General features: G+C 42.2%; 23 protein-coding genes. 9 read left to right on the top strand and 14 right to left on the bottom strand.

What is annotated here, in order from left to right; genetic code table 11:
* Nucleotides 1-93: 93 nt before the first annotated feature.
* Together V7K73_RS09110 and V7K73_RS09105 are read left to right on the top strand one after the other, a co-directional pair.
* Nucleotides 94-765, top strand: coding sequence for an ABC transporter ATP-binding protein (locus V7K73_RS09110; RefSeq protein WP_334879151.1), 672 nt, complete (start codon nt 94-96; stop codon nt 763-765).
* Nucleotides 766-993: 228 nt separating this feature from the next.
* On the top strand, nt 994-2,409 hold the full coding sequence (locus V7K73_RS09105) for a TolC family protein (RefSeq protein ID WP_334879149.1): 1,416 nt from the start codon (nt 994-996) through the stop codon (nt 2,407-2,409).
* Nucleotides 2,410-2,619: 210 nt separating this feature from the next.
* On the opposite strand, the gene V7K73_RS09100 is transcribed toward V7K73_RS09105, so the two are convergent.
* Nucleotides 2,620-4,881 carry a cation:proton antiporter domain-containing protein gene (locus V7K73_RS09100; protein WP_334879147.1) on the bottom strand — a complete coding sequence of 754 codons (2,262 nt, stop codon included), beginning with the start codon at nt 4,879-4,881 and terminating at the stop codon, nt 2,620-2,622.
* Nucleotides 4,882-5,070: 189 nt separating this feature from the next.
* Nucleotides 5,071-5,889, bottom strand: a complete 819-nt coding sequence (locus V7K73_RS09095) for a class I SAM-dependent methyltransferase (protein ID WP_334879145.1) — start codon at nt 5,887-5,889, stop codon at nt 5,071-5,073.
* A 6-nt stretch (nt 5,890-5,895) separates the two neighbouring features.
* On the opposite strand from V7K73_RS09095, the gene V7K73_RS09090 reads away from it, so the two are divergent.
* From V7K73_RS09090 to V7K73_RS09085, 3 genes are all read left to right on the top strand, one after another.
* On the top strand, nt 5,896-6,645 hold the full coding sequence (locus tag V7K73_RS09090; protein ID WP_334879143.1) for a class I SAM-dependent methyltransferase: 750 nt from the start codon (nt 5,896-5,898) through the stop codon (nt 6,643-6,645).
* Between the two features lie 415 nt (nt 6,646-7,060).
* A complete protein-coding gene (locus V7K73_RS29800; RefSeq protein WP_442936745.1) occupies nt 7,061-7,531 on the top strand; it encodes a hypothetical protein in 471 nt (156 codons plus the stop codon).
* A 749-nt stretch (nt 7,532-8,280) separates the two neighbouring features.
* Nucleotides 8,281-8,988: a DsbA family protein gene (locus tag V7K73_RS09085; RefSeq protein ID WP_334879141.1), complete on the top strand. Its 708-nt coding sequence runs from the start codon at nt 8,281-8,283 to the stop codon at nt 8,986-8,988.
* 360 nt (nt 8,989-9,348) lie between these two features.
* On the opposite strand, the gene V7K73_RS09075 is transcribed toward V7K73_RS09085, so the two are convergent.
* Both V7K73_RS09075 and V7K73_RS09070 read right to left on the bottom strand, forming a co-directional pair.
* Nucleotides 9,349-9,645 carry a hypothetical protein gene (locus V7K73_RS09075; protein ID WP_334879139.1) on the bottom strand — a complete coding sequence of 99 codons (297 nt, stop codon included), beginning with the start codon at nt 9,643-9,645 and terminating at the stop codon, nt 9,349-9,351.
* A 160-nt stretch (nt 9,646-9,805) separates the two neighbouring features.
* On the bottom strand, nt 9,806-10,273 hold the full coding sequence (locus V7K73_RS09070; RefSeq protein WP_334879137.1) for a VOC family protein: 468 nt from the start codon (nt 10,271-10,273) through the stop codon (nt 9,806-9,808).
* A 73-nt stretch (nt 10,274-10,346) separates the two neighbouring features.
* Between V7K73_RS09070 and V7K73_RS09065 the strand changes: the two genes are divergently transcribed.
* The 3 genes from V7K73_RS09065 (at nt 10,347) to V7K73_RS09055 (ending at nt 11,508) form a co-directional block, all read left to right on the top strand.
* Complete coding sequence (locus V7K73_RS09065) at nt 10,347-10,820, top strand: DUF4385 domain-containing protein (RefSeq protein ID WP_334879135.1); 474 nt, start codon at nt 10,347-10,349, stop codon at nt 10,818-10,820.
* 42 nt (nt 10,821-10,862) lie between these two features.
* A complete protein-coding gene (locus V7K73_RS09060; protein WP_334879133.1) occupies nt 10,863-11,021 on the top strand; it encodes a hypothetical protein in 159 nt (52 codons plus the stop codon).
* 292 nt (nt 11,022-11,313) lie between these two features.
* Entirely contained in the window at nt 11,314-11,508 is a 195-nt protein-coding gene (locus V7K73_RS09055; protein ID WP_334879132.1) for a DUF433 domain-containing protein, read from the top strand.
* Between the two features lie 10 nt (nt 11,509-11,518).
* Here the strand turns inward: V7K73_RS09055 and V7K73_RS09050 are convergent, their stop codons facing one another.
* The 6 genes from V7K73_RS09050 to V7K73_RS09025 all read right to left on the bottom strand — a co-directional run bounded on the left by V7K73_RS09050 (nt 11,519) and on the right by V7K73_RS09025 (nt 18,009).
* Nucleotides 11,519-11,839, bottom strand: coding sequence for a DUF5615 family PIN-like protein (locus V7K73_RS09050; RefSeq protein WP_334879130.1), 321 nt, complete (start codon nt 11,837-11,839; stop codon nt 11,519-11,521).
* Nucleotides 11,823-12,044: a DUF433 domain-containing protein gene (locus tag V7K73_RS09045; protein ID WP_334879128.1), complete on the bottom strand. Its 222-nt coding sequence runs from the start codon at nt 12,042-12,044 to the stop codon at nt 11,823-11,825. The genes V7K73_RS09050 and V7K73_RS09045 overlap by 17 nt, the downstream gene beginning before the upstream one ends.
* Nucleotides 12,045-12,133: 89 nt before the next feature.
* Nucleotides 12,134-16,099, bottom strand: coding sequence for a tetratricopeptide repeat protein (locus V7K73_RS09040; RefSeq protein WP_334879126.1), 3,966 nt, complete (start codon nt 16,097-16,099; stop codon nt 12,134-12,136).
* Nucleotides 16,100-16,157: 58 nt separating this feature from the next.
* Nucleotides 16,158-17,177: an aldo/keto reductase gene (locus V7K73_RS09035; protein ID WP_334879125.1), complete on the bottom strand. Its 1,020-nt coding sequence runs from the start codon at nt 17,175-17,177 to the stop codon at nt 16,158-16,160.
* Nucleotides 17,178-17,402: 225 nt separating this feature from the next.
* Nucleotides 17,403-17,735: a cytochrome c6 PetJ gene (gene petJ, locus V7K73_RS09030; protein ID WP_334879123.1), complete on the bottom strand. Its 333-nt coding sequence runs from the start codon at nt 17,733-17,735 to the stop codon at nt 17,403-17,405.
* Between the two features lie 49 nt (nt 17,736-17,784).
* Nucleotides 17,785-18,009 (bottom strand): hypothetical protein, encoded by a 225-nt coding sequence (locus V7K73_RS09025; protein ID WP_334879121.1) that lies wholly within the window; start codon nt 18,007-18,009, stop codon nt 17,785-17,787.
* Between the two features lie 191 nt (nt 18,010-18,200).
* Here V7K73_RS09025 and V7K73_RS09020 point away from each other — a divergent pair, with 191 nt between their 5' ends.
* A complete protein-coding gene (locus V7K73_RS09020; protein WP_334879119.1) occupies nt 18,201-19,001 on the top strand; it encodes a histidine kinase in 801 nt (266 codons plus the stop codon).
* Nucleotides 19,002-19,351: 350 nt separating this feature from the next.
* Here V7K73_RS09020 and V7K73_RS09015 read toward each other — a convergent pair whose 3' ends face one another.
* The 4 genes from V7K73_RS09015 to V7K73_RS09000 form a co-directional block, all read right to left on the bottom strand.
* The gene (locus tag V7K73_RS09015; RefSeq protein WP_334879117.1) at nt 19,352-19,543 is read right to left on the bottom strand and encodes a YqaE/Pmp3 family membrane protein; all 192 of its coding nucleotides are present in this window, start codon (nt 19,541-19,543) and stop codon (nt 19,352-19,354) included.
* A 133-nt stretch (nt 19,544-19,676) separates the two neighbouring features.
* On the bottom strand, nt 19,677-20,075 hold the full coding sequence (locus V7K73_RS09010) for a phage holin family protein (RefSeq protein ID WP_334879115.1): 399 nt from the start codon (nt 20,073-20,075) through the stop codon (nt 19,677-19,679).
* Between the two features lie 266 nt (nt 20,076-20,341).
* Nucleotides 20,342-20,692: a 2Fe-2S iron-sulfur cluster-binding protein gene (locus V7K73_RS09005; RefSeq protein WP_334879114.1), complete on the bottom strand. Its 351-nt coding sequence runs from the start codon at nt 20,690-20,692 to the stop codon at nt 20,342-20,344.
* Nucleotides 20,693-20,893: 201 nt separating this feature from the next.
* The gene (locus V7K73_RS09000) at nt 20,894-23,050 is read right to left on the bottom strand and encodes a Tex family protein (RefSeq protein ID WP_334879112.1); all 2,157 of its coding nucleotides are present in this window, start codon (nt 23,048-23,050) and stop codon (nt 20,894-20,896) included.
* Between the last annotated feature and the right edge of the window lie 285 nt (nt 23,051-23,335).

The raw sequence follows: 23,335 nt of genomic DNA, 5'->3' as shown, positions 1-23,335 counted from the left end.
CTAACTCCTAACTCCTAACTCCTAACTCCTAACTCCTAACTCCTAACTCCTAACTCCTAACTCCTAACTCCTAACTCCTAACTCCTAACTTTTATGGCAACGATGATTTGGATGGAATCTATTACCAAAACCTACTACTTGGGAGAAGTTAGTGTTCCAATACTTAAGGGAATTGAACTCTCTATTGAAGAAGGGGAATATGTCTCGATTATGGGTGCTTCAGGTTCGGGGAAATCCACACTCATGAATATTTTGGGATGTCTGGATCGTCCCACAACTGGAGACTATATTTTTGAAGGCAGAAACCTGACTACTTTTGATGATGATGAATTAGCTTATATTCGTAACCAAAGGATTGGTTTTGTTTTCCAACAATTTAACCTCTTGGCACGGGCGACAGCGCTGGAAAATGTTATGCTACCAATGGTTTACGCTAACTTGCCTAAGCCAAAACGCCGGGAAAGGGCGTTAGAAGCTTTGGTAAAGGTGGGATTAGAGGGACGCATATCTAACCGTCCCAGTCAACTATCTGGGGGACAACAACAACGGGTAGCGATCGCTCGTGCTTTGGTCAATCGACCTGCATTAGTTTTGGCAGATGAGCCAACAGGAGCTTTAGATACTGAAACTTCTCATGAGGTAATGAGTTTATTGACTGAACTTAATGACCAAGGGATCACAATTGTGATTGTCACTCATGAACCAGATATTGCTGCTCAAACCAAAAGGATTATTCGAGTTCAGGATGGCTTGATTGTAGGCTAATTTGTTAATAAGTAAGTGGGTCAAATTAAATATAAAACCTCACCCTGCCTCCGGCTTCCCTCTCCTTCTTAAGGAGAGGGATTGAGGGTGAGGTTTGATCTTATATTTAATTACGCCTACCTACTTATCAGTTTTTTGAGGGGGAGTTTAAAATTACTTTAGATCAATTAGGATGAAAAGTTGTGATTGTATCCTCAAAAACCAATTAATGACTACATCTATCTATTTATGAATTTCAGTTTATTCTTCGTGCATTTTACCTGGGTTAGCCTAGTGATCGCTATTCTTTTTCCAAATGCAGCAAGTGCCGCAACTCCCCCAAAACCCCAGAATACCTCAATCCCTGTACAGGTTCCCAATGAACTCAACCCCAGTCCCAATCCTCTGCAATTTCCTACTAAACCGCAGGAAGTAAGGATTCGGGGAACTGTGCCAATCAGTTTGGCACAAGCTTTGGAACTAGCACGACGCAACAATCGAGATTTACAAGTAGCCCTATTACAGCTAGAACGCAGTCGTTCGGCAGTCCGCGAGTCTCAAGCTGCCTTGTTTCCTACTCTGGATATTAACAGTCGTGTGAATAATAGTGGTAATGGTTTTACTAGTAATAATCCATCTCAAGGTAGCACCACTTTTAATGGTTCAGCACAACTGAATTACAATGTTTATACCTCCGGTAATCGACAAGCGACAATCCAAGCTGCCCAAGAACAACTACGTGTGGATGAATTAAATGTTGAAACTCAGTCTTTGACAATTAGTTTGAATACCACGACTCAATACTACAATTTGCAACAAGCAGATGAACAAGTAAGAATTAATCGAGCTGCTGTGGCAAATGCCCAGGCTAGTTTGCGCGATACTTTAGCCAGAGAACAGGTTGGAGTGGGTACGCGGTTTGATGTGTTGCAAGCTCAGGTGAATTTAGCAAACTCTCAACAAGAACTAACTAATGCTATCTCGCAGCAGCAAATTGCCCGTCGTCAGCTTGCCACGTTGTTAAGTTTGTCAGAGTCAGCTGATATTAGTGCCGCAGATCCTGTACAATTATCGGGTCTTTGGCCACAGACAGTAGAACAAAGTATTGTCCAAGCGTTTCAAAATCGTCCAGAATTGCAACAGCAATTAGCACAAAGTAATATTGCCGAGCAACAGGGACGACAGGCACTTTCACAGCTAGGGCCGCAAATTAGTTTGGCAGGCAACTACAATGTGCTAGATCGATATAATGATGGTGTCAGCATTGCTGATGGCTATTCAGTGGGACTTAGCGGAAATCTCGCTTTGTTTGATGCCGGAGTTGCAAGAGCAAAGGCGGCTCAGTCGAGGGCTGATATTGCGATCGCACAGTCTCAATTTGGTAGCCAGCGTGACCAAATTCGCTTTGATGTAGAACAGTACTATTCTCAATTACAATCTAATTTAAATAATGTGCAGACTTCTAGTGTGGCTTTAAATCAAGCCAGGGAAGCTCTGAATTTAGCAAGGCTGAGGTTCCAAGCTGGTGTGGGTACTCAAACAGAGGTGATTGCTGCTGAAAATGACCTGACAACAGCAGAAGGTAATAGAGTCGCAGCTATTTTGGATTACAATCGCGCTCTAGCTAATTTGCAAAGATCGGTCACTTCTAGAGGTTTGCGCTAAGGTCAAGGTATTTTGGATTTTAGATTTGCAATTTTGGATTAATCCTGCTCACAACGGGACTTAAGGATTTTGGATTTTAGATTTGCTTTCTTCATAGCGCAGTAACTCCACAAGGGATGGGGCATGAACCAAAAAATTATTTTAATCCAAAATCCAAAATCCAAAATCTAAAATTGCTGTTCAAACTAAATGTTTCTAAGCCAAAAACATTTATGGCGTAGTAATTACCGCTACTGGGCAATGGGCTTTACTTAATATTGCATCTACTCTGTGACCGAAGAAAACGCGACCCGTAACCATTCGGATACTACTCCCTAGAATAATTAGGTCAACTTCCTTGGTTTGGGCAAACTTGAGGATTTCTTTTTCTGGGCTGGTTCCTTGAAGAATATAGGTTTTGACATCAGCACCGAGATTGCGACCAATTTCTGCTTGTTGTTCGAGCAGATCGTTAGCAATTTCCTTGACTGGAGTTAGCGATCGCTGCTCGTAAAGAATATACTGAGCCTGTGGCACATTAATCACGTTGACGATCATAACTAATGCCCCTGTTTGAGCAGCGATCGTACTTGCCATCTCTACAGCATTTTTGCTATATTCTGTCCCCACCGTTGGCACCAGAATCTTTGTCAGTTGTTGTTGAGCTATGTTGCATGTCTCGCCTTTGGGGTAGGGTAGGTGTGACTTCACAACCATCGTTGCACAAGGCGCTTCTTGTACTACTCGGTCTACAAGCAAATTGAACAATGCTTTTTGGGGGCGGATCTTTTCAGAAGCTCCCAGTACAATCAAGTCATAGCTTTTGCTGGCTTCATTCAAAATTACCTCCGCTTTATTGCGTCCCGACTCCGTTTTTGTTTGCAGGAGGGTATCAGCAGGTAGGTGCATTTCTTCAACAACAGAGGCCAAAGCTACCTCTGCGGCAGTGTCTTTTACCTCGGTTGCGGTTCGACGGGCTTTTTTTTGGGGCTGCTTATCACTCAAGGCATATAGAGATGTGACTTCTATGGAGTTTTGGTGAGCCATGTAACCGACTAATTGCGCCGCGAGTTGGATGTTGGGACCACCGCTTGTAGGGATTAAAACACGCTCGATCTGCTTGATAAAGCTGCGGCTATCCTGTTCTTCTTTTTCCAAACGTTGAGCTTCTTCATCACTCATCACCACCTTAGACAAACACCAGCGCAGAAGGGGTGGAGCCATTAGAGAAGTAGCGATCGCCACCATAACAATAATCGAGTACATCTGGGGATTCAGCACTCCCAAAGATAAACCAATCGTAGCAACGACAATTTCCATCGCCCCGCGAGCATTCATCCCCGAACCCATCGCCAAACCTTCCCAATGACTCAAGCCACCTGCGCGAGAACCAAGGTAAGCACCTGTAAATTTGCCAACACAGGCGACAGCCAAAACAATTATCGCAAATATCAGCGTTTGCGGGACTAACAGAGTTTGTAAGTTAACTTTCAAGCCAGCTGAAGCAAAGAAAATTGGCGCTAGAAAGGCTGCTGTGAATACTTCTAGCATGTGTCCAGCTTCATTGCTAAAGCGGCGAGATTGACCAGCCAGAATCCCCATTACAAAAGCACCTAAGGCCGCTTCTAGACCTAATCCGTGGGTAAGTGCTGCTGCTGAGAGCGAAAGAATCAGCACAACCGATATACTCGCGGCGATTCCACCAACATAGTCATCAACCCAGCGTAAAATCTGGTCTACGATGGTACGCCCAATTGTAAAGGCGATCGCTAAAAATAATATAGCCGCACTCACGGAATGGAAAATTGTCCCCAGGTCAAATTTGCCGCTACTAGCTAAACCTGAAACCACAGAAAGTAAAATCCAGCCGATAGTGTCGTCAGTCATCCCAGCAGCTAAGGTGACTTGACCAATATCACGGCGAATCAGGTTTAAGTCCATCAGCACCTTAGCAATCACTGGTACTGCCGAAATACTCATTGCTGTGGCTATGAACAGACTGAATACTAGTCGCTTTTCTGGGTCGGCTAAAAAACTATCTGGCAATAGCCAGCCTAATCCAAATCCGGTGATAAACGGGACAATAATTCCGCCCAGTGAAATCAACAGAGCCGTTTTACCCTTACGAAGAATCAGCTTCAGATCCGTTTCCAACCCAGTCACAATCAGCAAAAATAACACACCTAACCAAGAAATCACCGAAAGTAAATTAGACTGTTCTTGACTTTTGGGAAAGATGTCTGCCTGTAAGTCTGGAAGGAGCCAACCAAATAGAGAAGGGCCAAGCACCACACCCGCGAGTAATTCTCCAACAACAGGGGGTAGGTTAATCCGGCGCATCAACTCACCTAATCCCCGCGCTACGAAAAGCAATAATGACAGTTGCACCAACACCAACAGCAGCTCATGATGACCAAGAGGTTTAATTAAACCGTCACCTGCTACTTTCTGTGCAGCGAGTACAGGCACTAACATCAGGGACAGGTTTTGCATATTAACGTCCAAAGGTTGGATTACAAATTTTTACAGGGGCTGCTTCAAGTAAATCTTGAAAATGTTTACTTCCACATCGGTCTAGGAGGTTAAACTGTCATTATCGCTTTTAAACCCACACAGGTGGGTTTTGTCTGTATAGCCGCGATTTCCAATCGCCAGGGGTAGTATGAATTGAGACTGATAAAATTATTTTCGAGCGCGAACAAAGAATTTTGTAGTGTCTTCCCAAATACCTTGCTCGGTTGCTAGTTTCTCAATTTCAGCTTTGTACTCAACTTGCAACTGATTTAATTGTTCTTGTGATAATTTTGACAGCAGTGGATTACCTTTAAAATTTATATTAATTGCTGTCATAGATAATCTGTTATCCCTAAGAGGGCGATAACGTCCTGATGGCTCAATTTTAATTTCAATATCTCTAAAACCTGCCTGATTGAGCAAATTTCGACATTTTTCTGGAGTCCCTAGTGGTTCAAGGATATATGGTAGCGATACACCCAAAACTCTAGCGCAGATCCTCTGCTGAAGAGATGCCATATAAGCTGTTTCGGGAGGACAGGTGAATGCCACAAATCCTCCGGGTTTTAAGAAGCGACACCACTTTTTTAAAATAGCAATTATATCAGGAAAAAGGACAATTGCTTCACAGCAAAAGACAACATCAAAACTATTATCGCTAAAGTTGAAATTTTCTGCATCTGCCTCAATTAACTCGATATTTTGTAATTTTGCTGCTGCAATTTTAAGTCTTGCTTGATGCAACATTCCAGGGGTCATGTCAATCCCAATCACATAGCCCTCTGAACCAACTTTTTCAGCTGCGGCGATCGCAACTAAACCGGTTCCAGTTGCCACATCAAGAATTTTCTGTCCAGGATGTAGCGTCACAAATTCAAGTAAAATCTTGGCATCTAGAGGATGGCGAGTCCCTTCTTCATGGTCATAAGTCGTTCTACTACCATAGAATTCTTTTAGTTGCTGCTTATAACTATCTAGATCAGTCATAACCAAATGTTAAATTTTCTCCACTTTATAGTAACTTTTATTGTGATATTAAGTTGCTTGCTGCTGAATCCAATCCTGACAGCACAAGCCGCGACTTCATCCAGCACTGTTTACCAACAACGGCTAATCCATAGTCCAGATGGTATCGGCAAATATTACATGGGGCGCGAAATCGCCAAAGTTATGGGATACACTGGCGCTGGCTGGTTAGAACGCCCCAGCCGAGAGCCAGAGGAACAGCCAAGTAAGGTAGTCAGCCTCCTCAACTTGAAACCTAATGATGTCGTGGCGGATATTGGCGCTGGTACTGGTTACTTAAGCTTTCGCATTGCGCCGCTATTAACAGCAGGTAAAGTGTTAGCTGTAGATGTTCAACCAAAAATGTTAGAAATCATTGAGTTGTTCAAAAAAGAGAAAAATATCACCAATGTTGAGCCTGTTTTAGCAACTCTTAGTAACCCAAACTTAGCAGCTGAAAGTATCGATTTAGCTTTGATGGTAGATGCTTATCATGAACTTGAGTATCCCCAAGAAGTGATGCAAATAATTGTGAAAGCACTTAAACCAGGTGGTCGGGTAGTGCTGGTTGAGTACCGGGGTCAAAATCCCTTTATCATGATTAAAGGTCTGCACAAAATGACTCAAAAGCAAGTCCGTAAAGAAATGCAAGCTGTTGGTTTGGTTTGGCGGGAAACTAAAAATTTGTTACCTCAACAGCATTTAATGGTATTTGAAAAACCTGATTCTAGCAATTGAAGAAGAATTCAGAAGTCAGAATTCAGGATATTTGACAATTTTGGTGGAGTAGTTTCCAGGTTGTTGCGATATCCTGTCATCGACGTAATATCTGGTGGCTATCCTTTTTTTGCCCGTGCGAAGGCAAGCTAAATTAATACGTTTTCCTTACAATTTTTGTCCCAAGTCAAACAAGTAATATCACCAGAAGATATGGGCTTTTATATCACTTTATCTACTGGAGTCTCTGACTAGTAGGGTCAGCAGATTTGATAGAAGAGGCGGAAAACTATAAACAAGATTAATTATTCGTTTTGTTCGGGGGAACTGTGTGTAATCAACCGGATTTGATATAAATCGTTCAAAATAGGGCAAAATCATCCCCTGATTCAGCAACGCCAAAATTTTTTCTTACAGCAAACAACCAGATTCTATCATGCTATTTTATAGGAGAGTACAGCGTTGTCACGCTGGCCGATTGTTACGGCGTAACCCATTTACAGAGGAAAATAATATGACACGATTTAGCAAGTTTGCGAATTTAATAGTTCTGGCTGTTCTGACCCTGGCTTTAAGTCTGGGCTTGGCTTTGAGTCTAAGACCTTCAGTGGTACTAGCTGGGAGCGGCCCCGCCTACTGCTGGAACGAGGCCAACAACCCCGGCGGATCGAACAGGTGCTCTAACAATGAGCAGTGCGACGGGGCCAGGACCTGCAGTAGCTCCGGTTTTTGCCAGGGGACGGCGCGAGATCCCAATCCTGGTCCCAAGGGACCGACCTACTGCTGGGACGAGGCCAACAACCCCGGGGGATCGAACAGATGCTCCAACGACAACCAGTGTGATGGGGCACGGACTTGCAGCAGCTCCGGTTTTTGCCAGGGCCAAGCCGGTCATGCTCCTACCTAGCGCTCTTTTAAGACTCTCAGAGAGTTCTTACAGAATCTAAACTCTAACTCTCTTGTAAAGTAGGCATTCAATCGATCGCGTGGCTAAAATAAACTAGAATAATACCAATTTAGTATGAAGTTGCATAGGATAGGAGCCATAAAATTCACCATTTGGACACCCCTCTATTCTATGCAACTTCAGATAAAATTGACATTGCACCGAGATGCCTGTAAAAACCTGCAAGATGCCCTCAAAGGGCTTGACTTTGCGTTGTAAATAACGAATTTTTGACTCCAATATAACAATTTTTTAAACCTAGACAGGAGAGGGATATCAGATCGGTGCTCGAAAAATTCATAAATTGACTACTGATATCGTATTTTAGGGCAATTTTTAGGTAAAGGAGCAACATTTTTTATTTAACGCAGATGTCTAAAAGCGCAAAGAATGAAACAAGATTGTGGTTTAAATACATGAAAATTGTTGTAAATCACCTAAATTAAACTCTTACCATTATTGAGTGTTCTGAATTGATGAATATGATAAATATGCAATGTGAGTTAATGAACTTCCAAATAAAACAATACCCAAATTATTTGTTGTGGGATCGGCTTCTAGCCAGTCCTTATCTAGCGCGGGCTGGAAGCACATTCCACAAAATTGGAGAATTTTTTTCTTGGAAGTCTCTAATTCGTTGCTTGAGGCGCTCAGTCCGGTTAGCAGGAGTTTTATTCATTTGCGTTACATTAGTTATTTGGTCAACGCCTGTGAAAGCCGATACCATTGTCAATCAAGCAGACAATAGTAATCTGATTAATCCAAAGTTAGAAACTGAAGTTTTGCAGATTATTCGCAATCATCCAGAAGTAGTTAGGGAAGCTTTACAATCTGAATCTCTGCAAAAACAACAGCAGCAGCAACAATCTCAACAATACATCAAGCAGCAAATTAGAGAAAATCCCAGCAGTGTAATTGCTGAATCTCCTGTGACTGGTGCAACACAGCAAAAGATTGTGTTGATCGAGTTCTCAGATTTTCAATGTCCTTACTGTGCCAATGCTCATCAAACATTGAAGCAGTTCATGGCTCGTCATCAAGATGAAGTTACATTAGTGTACAAGCATTATCCCTTGACCTCAATTCATCCTGAAGCCATACCTGCTGCCAAAGCTGCTTGGGCTGCTAATAAACAAGGAAAGTTTTGGCAATATCAAGATGCTTTATTTGCCCAGCAAGACAAATTAGGTGAGAAACTATATGTTGCACTTGCTAAAAAACTCAAACTAGATTTATCAGAGTTTAATCAACAACGTAATTCACAAGAAGTAAGTGCTGTGATTCAAAAAGATCAACAGATAGCTGAAAAGTTGGGAATTAAAGGTACTCCTTTCTTTTTCCTTAATGGTGAGACTTTTGCTGGTGCTGTGCCGTTATCAGAAATGGAAAGTGTACTGTCTCGTGTCAAAGTCGATTAGAAAACAGCGTTAGGTAATCCGAAAGATTTTGATCATTCGCATTAAGTGCTCAATGTATATCTGATTTTGTTGAAAAGTATTTTTGGTAACATCAAAGCCTCCCAAACTAACCCCCCTAGTACCCCTATTCCTGCAATTAAATTCGACCTTAAGCCAAACCGTCGGTGACGATTTCGATATCTGTTAGGACTTACGCTTTCAAGGCACTGAAAGCCTTGATTTATCGTAGGGGCAATTCATGAATTGCCCCTACATTTCGTACTTGATGCGTAAGTCCTATCTGTAACACAAAATTTTAAAGATTTTTAGACGACGATTAACGTGTTCGACAACAATTCTTAATCGATTAAGTTCTTGGCATCAGTCTATTTTTTTGGGAATTAAGCTGGCGCTTTTGGTTGAACTATCCCAAACAATCCAGCTAAGAGAATTATCTAAATCATCGGGGCTATTTGAAACTTTAAAATATAGCTTTTCTATACCTTTTGTTTCAATAGCAAAGTCGGCATTTTGAGCATAAACGACTATAAAACCTTTGTCTCGCAAACAATACATCGCCCAGCCTTTCAATGATTGCTTGTATGGTTCGTGTGGAATTGGCGGTTTTTTGATTGTGTCTTCAATTAGTTTAAATATTTGCGTGATTTTCTCGGTCATAGTAGATTAACTAGTACTTTTTCCAGAATTATTGCCATTTTTGGCACATAGCAATCAATTATTCAAGTTTTTTGTTGGGGTTAAATCGCCATTACAAAACTTAATTACGTTCGCGCAGCGTGCCGGAGGCTCTATTACGAATTACGAATTACGAATTATTTTAATGCATATCAGGATCGCAACGAATTTCAATCATAAAGCCATCTGGATCGTAAAAATACACTCCTCTACCAGTAGGACGAGTGACTGGGCCATGTGCGATCGCTATTTTATTTTCTCTGATTACTGTCACCGCGCGATCGAATAACTGCGGATCGATATCAAAGGCTAGATGGTAGGCTCTAGTGAAGGTCTTTTCGGGGTCTGGATTTGGTGGGGTTAATTCGGGTTTGCCAAATAAATCCAGGATTGTCCCATCCGGGGTGATGAAGTTGGCTACTTTCCCAGATGCCACAAGTTCCACCAGGGTTGCGGGTACTTCGTCGCCTGTGAGTTCGTGCAAACCCAGGATTTTACCATAAAAGTAGCGGGAAGCTTGCATATCTTGGACGTTGAGGGCAATGTGATGCACTTTACGCAGATTTCCTGGCGCAAGGACACTGTTCACGGATTGGGTGGTAGATAGCATAGAACAAAATCTCAATACTTAGATAGAAGTTGAACTTTTTTCTAAAGTTTACTATTTTTAGTAAAAATCTATCATGGCTTTTGATTATTCTTTAGACTTTAAAATTATTGATTTTCGCCAACATCCTGAACTCTATCGTGTTGGCAAGGGTGAGCAGGGTGTACTTCTGGTTGAACCATACAAATCAGAAATTCTACCTTACTGGCGGTTCAAAACTCCTGATATTGCGAAAGAGTCGAGCGAGAAAATTTACGAGCTTTTTCTTGCATATTTAGAGCAAGATGATTTTGTCGGCGCAGATATGGCACGAAAGTTTATCCAAATGGGTTATACTCGCTCTCGCCGTTATGCTAATCATAAAAGTGGCAGGAAGTATAAACAAAATTCGGAAGATTCAGGTTCCAAAAAAGAGATTTTACCCTATGAAGTAGACCCAGTGAAAGCGGAATCAGCAGCAATATTTAAAGCCAAGTGGATAGAAGCGAAGACAAATGAAAAATATCAAGAACTTTTAGCCAAGCATAAGCAGATGTATGAAGTAGATTAATGACCTTGGAAGGTGCTTTAAGTTCTTAACGCACCTTCCAAGATGTTTTTACTGCCTTATGCTGTCGCTAACACACTCTACCAAACAGCCGATGAGTCTTTGATACTCGTGAATGAGTCTTTTATACTCGTGAACGTGGCATTGTCGCCAATTAATTTAAGATTAACGCGATCGCATCTCCCCTCAGCAATCCAACAATAATCATAGTTGTCTAAGCGATCGCATCTGGTAGTGTAATATTCAGGGATTGCATAAGCTGGTTAAATTGTCAGCAATTAATTTAAGATTAACGCGATCACATCTCCCCTCAGCAATCCAACAATAATCATAGTTGTCTAAGCGATCGCATCTGGCAGTGTGATATTAAGGGATTGCATAAGTTGGTTATATTGTCAGCGATTAATTATAGATTAGCGCGATCGCATCTCCCCCCAGCAAGCCAACAAAAATCATACTGTGCAACAATAGCTGTAGCTTAGTCGGAGTACAAACTATGGACTGGCGACAGTACATTTATTCAGACCCGAAAATTGTGCTGGGTAAGCCGACTGTGAAAGGAACTCGTTTATCTGTAGAGTTCTTATTGGGTTTCTTTGCTGCGGGATGGATAGAACAACAAGTTATAGATAACTATCCGACTCTTAGCTCAGAAGCATTAAGGGCGGTATTTGCTTTTACAGCAGAGTAATTTTTGGAATTTACAGTGTAATAGTAACCACATCACCTGGTTGAATCGTTGCTAAAGCTTCTTGAACTTTAGGTATCAGAGGTTTCAGAACTTCTAAACGATTGCTAGGAGATGCGAGAACGATTATAGCTAAGTTGATATTATTCAAATTTTGTTGAGCTGTTAAGTTTTGATCAATGGTGATGAATACATCAAACTCAGTCTTCGCTAGTCGCAGTAACTCACCATTCTTTTTACTTGCCCATCCTTGCTGTGGTACAGTCACAACCTCATGACCTGTGATTTCTCGCTTTAATTTCTTAGGCAGGCATTCATCAAGCAGCACTTTCATAAGAAGATAATACCGTTTTCAGAGCTAGCTTGAAAAACGCTGTTGCCTGTGCGCGGCTTACAGTGGGAAAATCTTCTAGAAAATCGTCGAGGCGATCGCCTGCTTCGAGATAATCAATCAATGTTTGTACTGGTACACGAGTTCCATAGAAAACGGGTGTACCAGAAAGAATTTCAGGAGAACTCTGTATTAGTTGAGGTTCCATATCGCATCTGGCAGTGTAATATTCAGGGATTGCATAAGCTGGTTATATTGTCAGCGATTAATTATAGATTAGCGCGATCGCATTTCCCCTTATTCACCTATTGAAACTTGACTGCGGTCAAACAACCACCCATCGCCGACTATCTCCTCTAGGCGTTGATTGAGTCGGGGGAGGAAATAATCTAAATCATTCAGCCGTTGCTGGATATACCAAGCTTGAAACGCTTCCTCTGTTTTAATTCCTTGGCCACCCGCCGCACCTGATATCATCTCGAAACTATACTCTTGAAGTTCCTCTAACCGCGGATGACCTTCACCTCGGCGGTTGCAAAAGAACATTGCTGTTGCTCCTAACACAGCTTTTAGTTCATCGCCTTGAGGCACTTTATTATATAAAACACCAATTAACTCAATGGTATCTACTAAAGGTGCTTGAATTCTCCGCGTCAACCAGATTGCTTGAGCTAGGTAAACTAAACCGTTGCTTTCATCCGTTACGCCTAAATAACCCAGAACTCTTACCAAATTACTGTATGCACTTATTTGTGCAAATGTGGCAACACCTTGCTCCCAGAGTGCGATCGCTCTAGCTATGTCCCCTTGTTGGGCGAATACCAGTGCCATGTTGCTGAGGGTAGTGGCTTGAAGTTGGACATTGCCAATCTGCTCAGATATTTCCAAGGATTGCTCGTAGAGTGCGATCGCTCTAGGTATCTCCCCTTGTTGGGCGAATACTAGTGCCATGTTGTTGAGGGTAGTGGCTTGAAGTTGGACATTGCCAATCTGCTCAGATATTTCCAAGGATTGCTCGTAGAGTGCGATCGCTTTTGGGATGTCCCCTTGTTGGTCGATTATCTGTCCCATGTTGCTGAGGGTAGTGGCTTTAAGTTGGACATAGCGAATCTGCTCAGATATTTCCAAGGATTGCTCCCAGAGTGCGATCGCTCTAGCTATGTCCCCTTGTTGGGCGAATACCTGTGCCATGTTGTTGAGGGTAGTGGCTTTACCTTGGACATCGCCAATCTGCTCAGATATTTGCAAGCATTGCTCATAAAGTGCGATCGCTTTTGGGATGTCCCCTTGATCGGCGAATACCTCTGCCATGTTGTTGAGGGTAGCGGATTTACCTTTGACATTGCCAATCTGCTCCTTTATTTCCAAGGATTGCTCCCAGAGTGCGATCGCTCTAGGTATGTCCCCTTGTTGGGCGAATCCCTGTGCCATGTTGTTGAGGGTAGTGGCTTTACCTTTGACATGGCCAATCTGCTCAGATATTTCCAAGGATTGCTCCCAGAGTGGGATCGCTTTTGGGATTCTCCCTTGTTGGGCGAATACCAGTGCCATGCTGTCGAGGATAGTGGCTTTTTCTTGCAATTCCTCTTCAGGGCAAAGGTCTAAAGCTTGCTGATAATGGGTAAGAACCTCCTCTTGCACAAAACCCAAAACCTTTTCAGCTGTGGCGACAGTTGCCAAGATGCGGTAATCCTGATAAAGTGCCAGAATTTCCTTACATAACTCCAAAGCTTCCACAAAGCGGGAATTGTTCACCCAATTATCTGTAATCATATTTCCAACGCTGACAGCAATCTCCTGCTCTTTTGCCAGCAGTCCCAAACGTACAATTTCCAGTGCTTCTGCTTCCGTCCTGTTGTCATTCTCCTCCCACCAAACTTGATGGATTTTCTTCACCCCTTGCTGTCGGGTTGCTTGCCACTCTTCCTCACTCAACACTGATTCCAGCAACGATTCTAAAATTGTCGTCACTCGATAATTAGCTGGCTGGGTGGGGTGAGTGGTAGCAGACTCAACTAAGCTGAGGCCACTTAGCTTACCCACAACCGCCAGGAAATCAATTTCCTGGCTCATAGCTGAAGTCCGCTCAAGCGGACTAGAAATTCCCAGCCCTAAATCCTCAGTCCTCTGAAGAGGACTTTCGCTATTAGCCTCGGACTTCGAGTCCCAGGCGTTAGGGTGGGAAGTCGAAGAAATAGCCCTGACAATATCCTCCGTCACGGGCAGATGAAACACACTCAACCGCGCGAGAAACTTTTGTTCTTCCAATTCCAAAGCATCCAGCAGAGTTTGTGCCAAAATATTTTCACGAAACTTCTGTTCAGTCGCCTCCAGCCGATTCAGTAATTCATCCGCCGCTATTCCTGGTTGCTGAATCACCTCTAACAGCCACTTCAGCAAGCGGGGATTACCATCAGCAATCTTAATAATCCTCTGAGTTCTTAACTGTTGCCTAACTTCCTTATCTAAGGGAAAGCAGATTTTATCAATATCACTGCTGCTCATCCCTGCCAAAGATTCCAAGTGCAGACGATGAGGTGGCAAGGTGTCTGCTTTCAAATAGCGACAGGTGACAATCAGCCGACTTTCTGCCCTGTTGTCTGCCAATGCTGCACAAATCGCCCTTAAAATCTCGTAAGCCTCTGCCGTCATCCGCAGTGAGCCATCTTCAACGTTAGCTATGGGGATGTTTTGCTCAAAGTCATCCAGCACCAGCAGCAAAGGTTGCTTGTGTTGCTTTTCAATTGCCTCAAAAAAGTTTTGCAACCGTCCTTTAAGAGACACCTTTGGTTCGTTCAAAAGTGCGGGAACATCTGCAAACCGCTCATACTTATTAGAAAGCTTATTCAGCAAACCTATCTCATCCAAAGGCCCAATCAACACAACTCGCGCAAAATTGTCACGCTGCGTTTGCACCCGCGTACATAACCGCGCCGCCAAGCTACTTTTGCCCAATCCCCCCATCCCGGCAATAAACACGCCAATTTGGTCGCTGGTTTCCTGCAAAGCTTTGAGACACCGTTGCAAAGGTCGTCTGCGTCCCACAAATTCAAACCGACTGGCAACTTTAACTTGATTATTCTCATCGAGAAATTCTTGCTCTGGCGGTGTAAACGTCAGCCTGTCACGACGATTTTTGTTTCCTCTAAGAGGTGTCACCAGTTCGGCAATGGGGCGCGTATCCCGATACATCCGCAACAGATGCCAGTCGGTGCATTCTCTGTCAATCATCTCCTGCTGCGCCGCTTTGACTGCTTCTTCAACAGTTGCCCCCGTCGCCAAAGCTTGATAGAGTGCCTGTGCTGCTACAATACCCGTGGTGTCATACACCGGACGCGCCCAGCCTAAAACTATACCTGCCCCCGCTTTCACCAATGCCTGGGCCATCGAGGGTACTGTCCCCTTATTAGGAACCTGTCCGGTATGACAACCAGAGAGAAAAGTTACACGCGGCCAGCGTCCGCGAAAGGCTCTAGCTAAATCATTGACGGTAGTAAGTTGGATATTCCCCACCTCATCCTCAGTGATGAAGCAAGGGGTATTGTCTGGTAATTTTTTACCTGTTGGTAGCAAATTGCGGTGATCTTGTTTGGTATAAATTATCCCGTGTCCCGTGAGGTGAAAGACATCAAAATAGTTTTCTTCGTAGGAATGCACCAAATTATCTAACTCTGCAACCGAGCCGCTTTCTTCGACAATCAACGCCAAAGGCTGATCCTTAGTTGCTTGCAAAATATTCGCTTCTTCCTGCTCAAACCCTAGTGGTGGAACTCTGGGATCTTCAGGAGAAGTCGCCATGAACAGCAACCGCAATGGGCGATCTTGCACGCCAATCACTTGAGTTTGACGCTGCTGCACACAACGCACTGGTAAGACGGAAATATCCTCGCGTTCTAGTAAAAACCCTGCACCATTATGTAGCAACTCCCAAGGCAAATGTGCCAATCCCAAGGCTACCCGTTCTGTTTCGGGGTTCAACCCCTGCGCTTCGCTGGTTTGAATCAAATCTAGATAAATGGTTTGCTCATCCGCCCCGTTCAGCGCCCTTCTCAGCCATCCCTCATTACCATCCAGCCATTGATAAAGTCGGCATCCCAACTGCTTGAGATCGGGTAAGCTATCTTTTTGTTGAGAATAATAATTTTGCTCACACAAATCAATGAGCTTTGCCAACTCCGTTTTATCCAGGCGACGTGAGCCATAATGACAGCGCAGTTCAAAAGTTTGCTGTTGACTGAGGGCGAAGGTGAAGTTTAGGGGCATGGCTGATAGCAGTAGTTTCCACAGTAACCTTCACCGTATTATCACCTTTTTTCGGAAATTATCGCCGATATTCGTCACCACAATCGCCGATGAGTTGGTACAAATCGCGTGATTGGCGAGAGACTGCATTGATGCGATCGCTATCGTCTGCATCTAAACTAAAACTAAATACTTTGGCGTTATCTTCTATATGTTCAGATACACCAAGTTTGGCACCAACTATCACACCGCCCACAGTTGGCTGATCTAAAATGTAACGCACTGCTACGTTAGAAATGCTAACACTATGCTTATTAGCAATTTCCTTTAAGATAGCCAGCAACTCTTGAAATAATTGCCAACCACCCCAAGCATCAATCATATTTTTATATTTTTTCAAACTAGCAGTAGATAAATCAAATCCTCGCGGTTCCGCTTTACCCACATAGTTTTCAGATAACAAACCGCCGCATAGTGTACCGTAAGTAAAAAGCTTTATGTCATGCTCTTGACAAAACTGCACCATATTAACTTCTGGGCGGCGGTCAACCAGAGAAAATTGCACTTGGTTAGAAACAATTTTGATCCCGGCTTCGGTAATAATCTTCAAGTTTTCCGTGTCAAAATTAGTTAAACCTAGATGCTTAATTTTACCTTCAGTTTGAAGTTCTGCCATATATTTGAGAGCATCCAGATAATTTTTATCCTGATATTCCCACCAATGGAATTGCATCAAATCTAACGATTCCACATTCATCCTTCTCAGGGAAATATCAATATTTTCCTCAACCAATTTTTTGGTCATTTTACCAGGACGAGGCACCCATTTTGTAAAAGCTTGCACCTGAGATAAAGCATCTTTTCCACGAGTATCAATTAGTTCACAGCGAAACTCACCAATAAAGTCTTCTGCAGGGCCATAATGGTCTGCTAAATCCCAAGTAGTAAACCCTGCATCTAAATATTTGAACATAGTCTCAATAGCAGCACTGGGATTAATCCGTCCGTGTGCGCCGGAGACTTGCCACATCCCGTTTAATATGCGGCAAATGTTCAAATCGGGAGTGAATTGGAGACGGCTAGCTGTGGGTAAGTTCATTTTCAAGTTTAAGGGATAGGTGAGGAGTTAGGAGTTAGGAGTTAGGAGTTAGGAGTTAGGAGTTAGGAGTGAGAGGAATGAAAAATTAGTTAGTTCGTCGTAAGCATCTTATTACAACATTCTTAGCCTTTATACTTTCTTAAGAATCATTTATAACAACAATCATCAATCACTCTTAAATCTTAACTCTTAACTCCTAACTTATCACTCCTAACTCCCAATTTTCTAACGCCAGTCTTTTTCAGCTTGTTCGAGAACGTAAGCAGCAACATCTTGGATTTGCTGTTCAGTAAGGCGTTCTTTATAAGATGACATATTATTTTTACCATTGGTAACTATAGATGTAACTGCCTCTACTGAATCCATCCCATACTTTTTCAGCGCTTGCTTTTTGAGATTTTTACCTCGCCTGATGATGTTGCTGCCGTTGATATGACAACCAGCACAATGAACACTAAATATTTGTTCGCCGTTAACTGTCTCTGCTGCACTAGCAGGTATAAAGGTACCGAGCAATAAGAAAAATGTTACTAATACTAATGTAAGTAGTTTCTTCAATTAAATTCTCCCGATTTGGATATTGCAGGCATAAGTTTCAGAAGCAATGTTACAAGGATTCAAAGTCAGTTGTAAATCCAGCAAAATTTGCACAATCTTCTTGAAAGGCTTCTGCATCGCTTACATCCTCAATTTTATAAGACATGATCCGCGTCCCATCTGGCATTTTTTTGGAACTAATCACTTCACCTTGATATTTTTCTGCGATCGCTTTAAATTCATTAGCATATCGCTTCCAGGCATCGCCTGTACAAGTAACATTTACTTGCCACATATTTTTATCTCAATTCCTAGCAACAAATATTAATCATCTCACGAATCGGCAACATCCTACACATCACCTCCTAAAGGTTATTAGTTTCTATCTAAAGGAAGTGTCGAGCCTTATCAGGCTACGCCATAATGGGGATGTAAGAACATTTCTAGAAACTTTTATCCCAATTAGTTAAATTTTACGAGTTGAAAATGCCTAACAATATCAAACAACAAATTCAAGCAGACTTGCAACAAGCTAAAGAAACTGGACAATTAAGAACTGAGCGGATTCGAGAAATTGTGAAATCAGCAGTTTCTCAAGTATCTTCTGAGTTTAAACAAGGTTCAAGTGAAGTTCGTAATCTTGTTAAAGATGCTGTTTATGCTGTAATTGAAAACTTTCAAGAAAAAGGTAGCGAACTCAAAGATGAAGTGACAGCTTCTATTGAAGGAGCGCTGGAAGGGATTAATAGCAAAAGACACGAAAGCATTGCTAAAACTCAGACAGATATAAAGCGGCTACAGAATCAACTGGATGGTGAAGAAGAACAACTACAGCAAGAGGTTGATGTAATTTTGGCAGAAATTGAAGAGACGGGTAAGGAAAAACCTGCTAGTACCAAAACTGCAATTGATTCTGCTATCAATGCCCTTAAAGATAGTGAAGAAGCAGGATTGTTAAAGAAACGTTACGCCCAACTGCAAGCGCAGCTAGCGATTGTCCGAGCTAATATAGCTGCACGCTATGGCGGACGTAATATGGAGGTTCAAGATTATCTAGACGAGGCTAAACACTGGTATGATAAAGCTCGTCCTCAAGCACAATCTATGGCTGTGCAGGTAGAAGAGAAGCGATCGCAGCTAGAAGATCAACTGGGTGAAGCTGGTACATCTCTAGCCAGAAAAGAGCGTCAAATCAAACAAACGTTGAGGCAATTACTCTTAACGGCGGCTGACTTGTTCAAAGATAAGGAACCTGCTAATAAAGAGCGGGATACTATTCATAAATAGAGTGGACTGCTTTTCACAAAACTCTGATACATATAAATAAAATTTTTGTAGGGACACGGTATTGCTGTGTCCCTACTAATTAGTATAACTGTGCTTTTGTTGGGTGCATTATACCAAAGGCTAACGCATTGCTTGATAAGCTTAAGAATAACGAACCGCAGAGGCGCAGAGGCCACGGAGAAATAAATGAGAGTTTGAGAGATATTTTGCGTAAGTCATTTACCCGCTAATTATGCAAGTTAAGTTTTGAATAATTTATAACTTATAATTCTGGTAAAAACTGATATGGTGCGTTATGGCTAAAGCCATAACGCACCATATTTAAGATTGCCTAAAATTCATCTTGCGTATTAGTAAATGTTTCCTTCTCTATTGAGTTGTTCATCATGCTTGGCAATAACCCAAATTGCATGAATACTACCGGGTAGCCAACCTAGAACTGTAAGCAAGATGTTAATAAACAGAGTTGGGCCAACTCCAACTGTAAGGAAAACGCCTAAAGGAGGCACTACTAAACCTAGAAGAAAACGAACTAATTTCATGATTTTGCCGGATTTTTGTGAGTTTATTTAATTACATTCTGCTGAAGATACCGAATAAGCAAATCCACCTTGGGATATTTTATTTGGAGTAGAGACATAATAAAATTCGCAATTATACTACTCCTTATAATACTTATCTAGAAGGTAATTCGCCTTGGGTTTTTACATCACCACTGGCGCTTAAAAGGTTTCTTTCAACAAAGTAGTTGTTAATGAAGGTGTTAGCAAAAGTTAGAATCACTGGTCCAAGAAGGAAACCAATAATTCCGCGAACTGCAAACCCAGGAACTAACACTGCTGCTAACCAGAAACATAAACCGTTGACGACGAGCGAAAATGCTCCAAATGATAGAAAGTTAAGTGGTAGAGAAAGAGCAGACAAAACTGGTTTAACTGAACCGTTAATTAGACCAATTACTAAAGCAGCAATCATAGCTGCGGGAAAATTAGCAATATTAACGCCAGGAACAACTAAATCAACAATCAACAGACTCAAAGCTGTAGCTAGGGCGGTTAATAATGGTGTTAACATTTTTCTTACCTAATCACTAAAGATTTTTTGTAACTTCTTATCTCATCTTCAACTATCTACTAGATTTTAACCTCTCTAGCAAGATAGAATTTGCTTCTACCGTTAGGCCGATCATTGAGAAAAATATAGCGGTTATAATACTACGTAGTTTTTACTTAAAAAAGCATTCCAAGGTAGGTTAGGTAAAGGAACAAAACCCAACATTGTCAGAGTTTTGTCGGGTTTCACTACCTTCAACCCAACCTATAAATCTTCTTAACCGATTACTATTGCGATCGCTTAGATTTTTCCGACTCAGGCTGATAGTAAAGGGCCGATTTATACAAGATTTGTTCTTGATGGGTTTCTAAAGTGCAATTAGATAAGGGGTAAGTTACACAAGTAACAACATAACCAGCCTGTACTTCACTTGGGCGCAGAAATTTTTGCTCACTTTGATCGACTTCACCGCTAATCAGTTTGGCGACACAAGCAGAACATTCGCCTTGTTTGCACCCAGATGGTAGGCGGATACCTGATTCTTCTGCCATATCTAGAATATATTGATCGTCTGGTACTGCAATGGTACGATTTAATCCAAGCGTAGAATTGATGAATTGAACTTGATAAACTGCCATCTGCTGTTTGTAATTATTGTTTAACTAGTTCCGTGGGTTTAAGTCCCCCGGTTCAAAAAATAACCAAATAATGCGATTGGAGTTAAACCCCCCGAAGTTTTGTAGACCCAAACCGTCCCCACAACAGCACTCTTCATTACAAAACAAAATTTACGAATTACGTTCGCGCAGCGTGCCGGAGGCTCTATTACGAATTACGAATTATTTAACTGCTTTCATCGACAAACTAATCCGCTTGAGTTTCTCGTTGATTTCTAACACCTGCACTTTGACTACTTGTCCGACTTTGACAACTTTGTTGGGATCGTCTACAAATCTATCAGCAAGTTGGGATATATGCACCAAGCCATCTTGATGTACGCCGATATCAACAAACGCGCCGAAGTTAGCGACATTTGTAATGATTCCCTCTAGTTCCATTCCCACCTTTAAGTCTCTGATTTCTTTAATTCCTTCTTTGAAGGTGGCATACTTAAATTCTGCACGCGGATCTCTACCTGGTTTTTCTAATTCACTGAGGATGTCGCGCAGTGTGGGTTCACCGACGCTATCGGTAACATATTTTTTCAGGTTAGTCTTTTTAAGTTTTTCGGCAATTTGTGTCACTTGATTTAATGGCACATTTAGCTCAGATGCGATCGCTTCTACTACAGAATAACTTTCTGGATGCACTGCTGTATTATCCAATGGGTTATCACCGCCGCGAATCCGCAGAAAACCCGCCGCTTGTTCAAAAGCCTTCGGCCCGAGCTTGGCAACTTTTAATAGTTGTCGGCGATTTTTAAAAGCTCCATTCTGGTTACGATAGGCGACAATGTTATTGGCAATACTTGCCGTAATCCCAGAGACAGAAGTCAGAAGTTCTTTGGAGGCCATGTTCAAGTCTACGCCGACGAAGTTAACGCAGCTTTCTACAGTCTCATCCAATTTCTTTTTCAGCAACTTCTGATCGACATCGTGCTGATATTGTCCCACACCAATAGATTTGGGATCGATTTTCACTAGTTCCGCCAGAGGGTCTTGCAAACGCCGGCCAATGCTAATCGCACCACGCACGGTAATATCTAAATCGGGAAACTCTTCTAGCGCTACAGTACTCGCAGAATATATAGATGCGCCAGACTCATTCACCATCACCTTAACTGGTTTGCGTTCTATAGTTTCTAAAACTTGCGTGACAAATTCTTCTGTCTCGCGGGACGCTGTACCGTTACCAATGGCGATTAACTCAATCTTGTACTTTTCAATCAGATTTTTGACAGTTTGTGCAGCTTTGAGTCGTTGTTCAGCCGCTTGATGGGGAAAAACCGCTTGGTATTCCAAAAATTTCCCCGTTTGGTCGAGAACAGCAACTTTACACCCAGTTCTAAATCCAGGGTCTATCGCCAAGGTTGGTTTCATCCCGGCTGGTGCAGATAGCAGCAACTCCCGCAGATTAGTTTCAAATGTCTTGATTGATTCTATATCTGCAAAAACTTTTATCTCAGAAATAACCTCCCCCATAAGAGAGATTTTCATTAAACGGTTGAATGCATCCTTTAACATCGCCTGATAAAAATCCCGAATTGTCCGAACTTTGGTTTTAATTTCTTGCGACTCAAGATAGTAAAGTACCGTATCCTCATCGAAAGCAATTTCAAAGCTTAATATTTTTTCAGTTTCACCGCGACACAACGCCAGCATATTGTGGGGTGCAATATTTTTTACCCGAATTTGATAGTTCCGGTACATCTCAAATTTGGTTGTACCTTCGGGATAATCATCTTTGATGCGAGAGACAAATACCCCTTCTTCTAAAAGATAATCGCGGATATATGACCGTAATTCAGCTTTTTCAGCCACTTCTTCCGCTAAAATATCAGCAGCACCTTTAAGCGCTTCTTCTGCTGTTTTTACTCCCTTGGCTTCAGAAATATACTTAGCCGCTTCTTCTTCCAGTAAAGCCGTTGCAGCATTTTTTACATTTAATGACTTGATGAATTCCGCTAATGGTTCGAGTCCTTTTTCTCTGGCGATAGTGGCGCGGGTGCGTCGTTTTGGGCGATAGGGTAGGTATAAATCCTCAAGTTCGGTTTTTTGTAAGCAGGATGAGATTTTGGCTTTGAGTTCATCTGTGAGTTTACCAAGTTTTGCGATCGCACTTAAAATCACAGATTTTCGTTCTTCCAGTTCTGTTAAATAAGTATATCGATCAGCCAGTTCGCGTAGTTGCACTTCATTCATCTCATCCGTGCGCTCTTTTCGATAACGTGCAATAAAGGGAATTGTTGCACCCTCCGCCAAAAGGGAGAGGGCGTTTTGCACCTGATGGGGTTTGAGATTTATTTCTGTTGCCAGTAATTGAGGAATGTTCAGCATTAGGTGTCTAAAATGAAAAAATGAAAAAATGAAAATGCTACTTCTAAAGGTAATATGCTAGATCCCGATCCTGACACAAGGCCAAAGTTTTAAGCTAATTTACCAGATGATTGTTCGCAAAAGTGGAATTGGCAAAATAGACAAAACCCACCTACGCAAGTTTTAAACCCTTCCAATCTGCGTGGTTAAACGAGAGTTTGTATAGCATAGCGCAGCTATTCTGAGTCGGGACACTGACAGAACGAATATTTACTTCTATCGACTGTTGTAGCTAATACCTTATTG

The sequence above is a fragment of the Nostoc sp. genome (genome assembly GCF_036916975.1).
Classification (GTDB): domain Bacteria; phylum Cyanobacteriota; class Cyanobacteriia; order Cyanobacteriales; family Nostocaceae; genus Nostoc.
The sequence above is the reverse complement of the archived record's forward strand: the minus strand, read 5'-3'. Positions and strand labels throughout refer to the sequence as shown.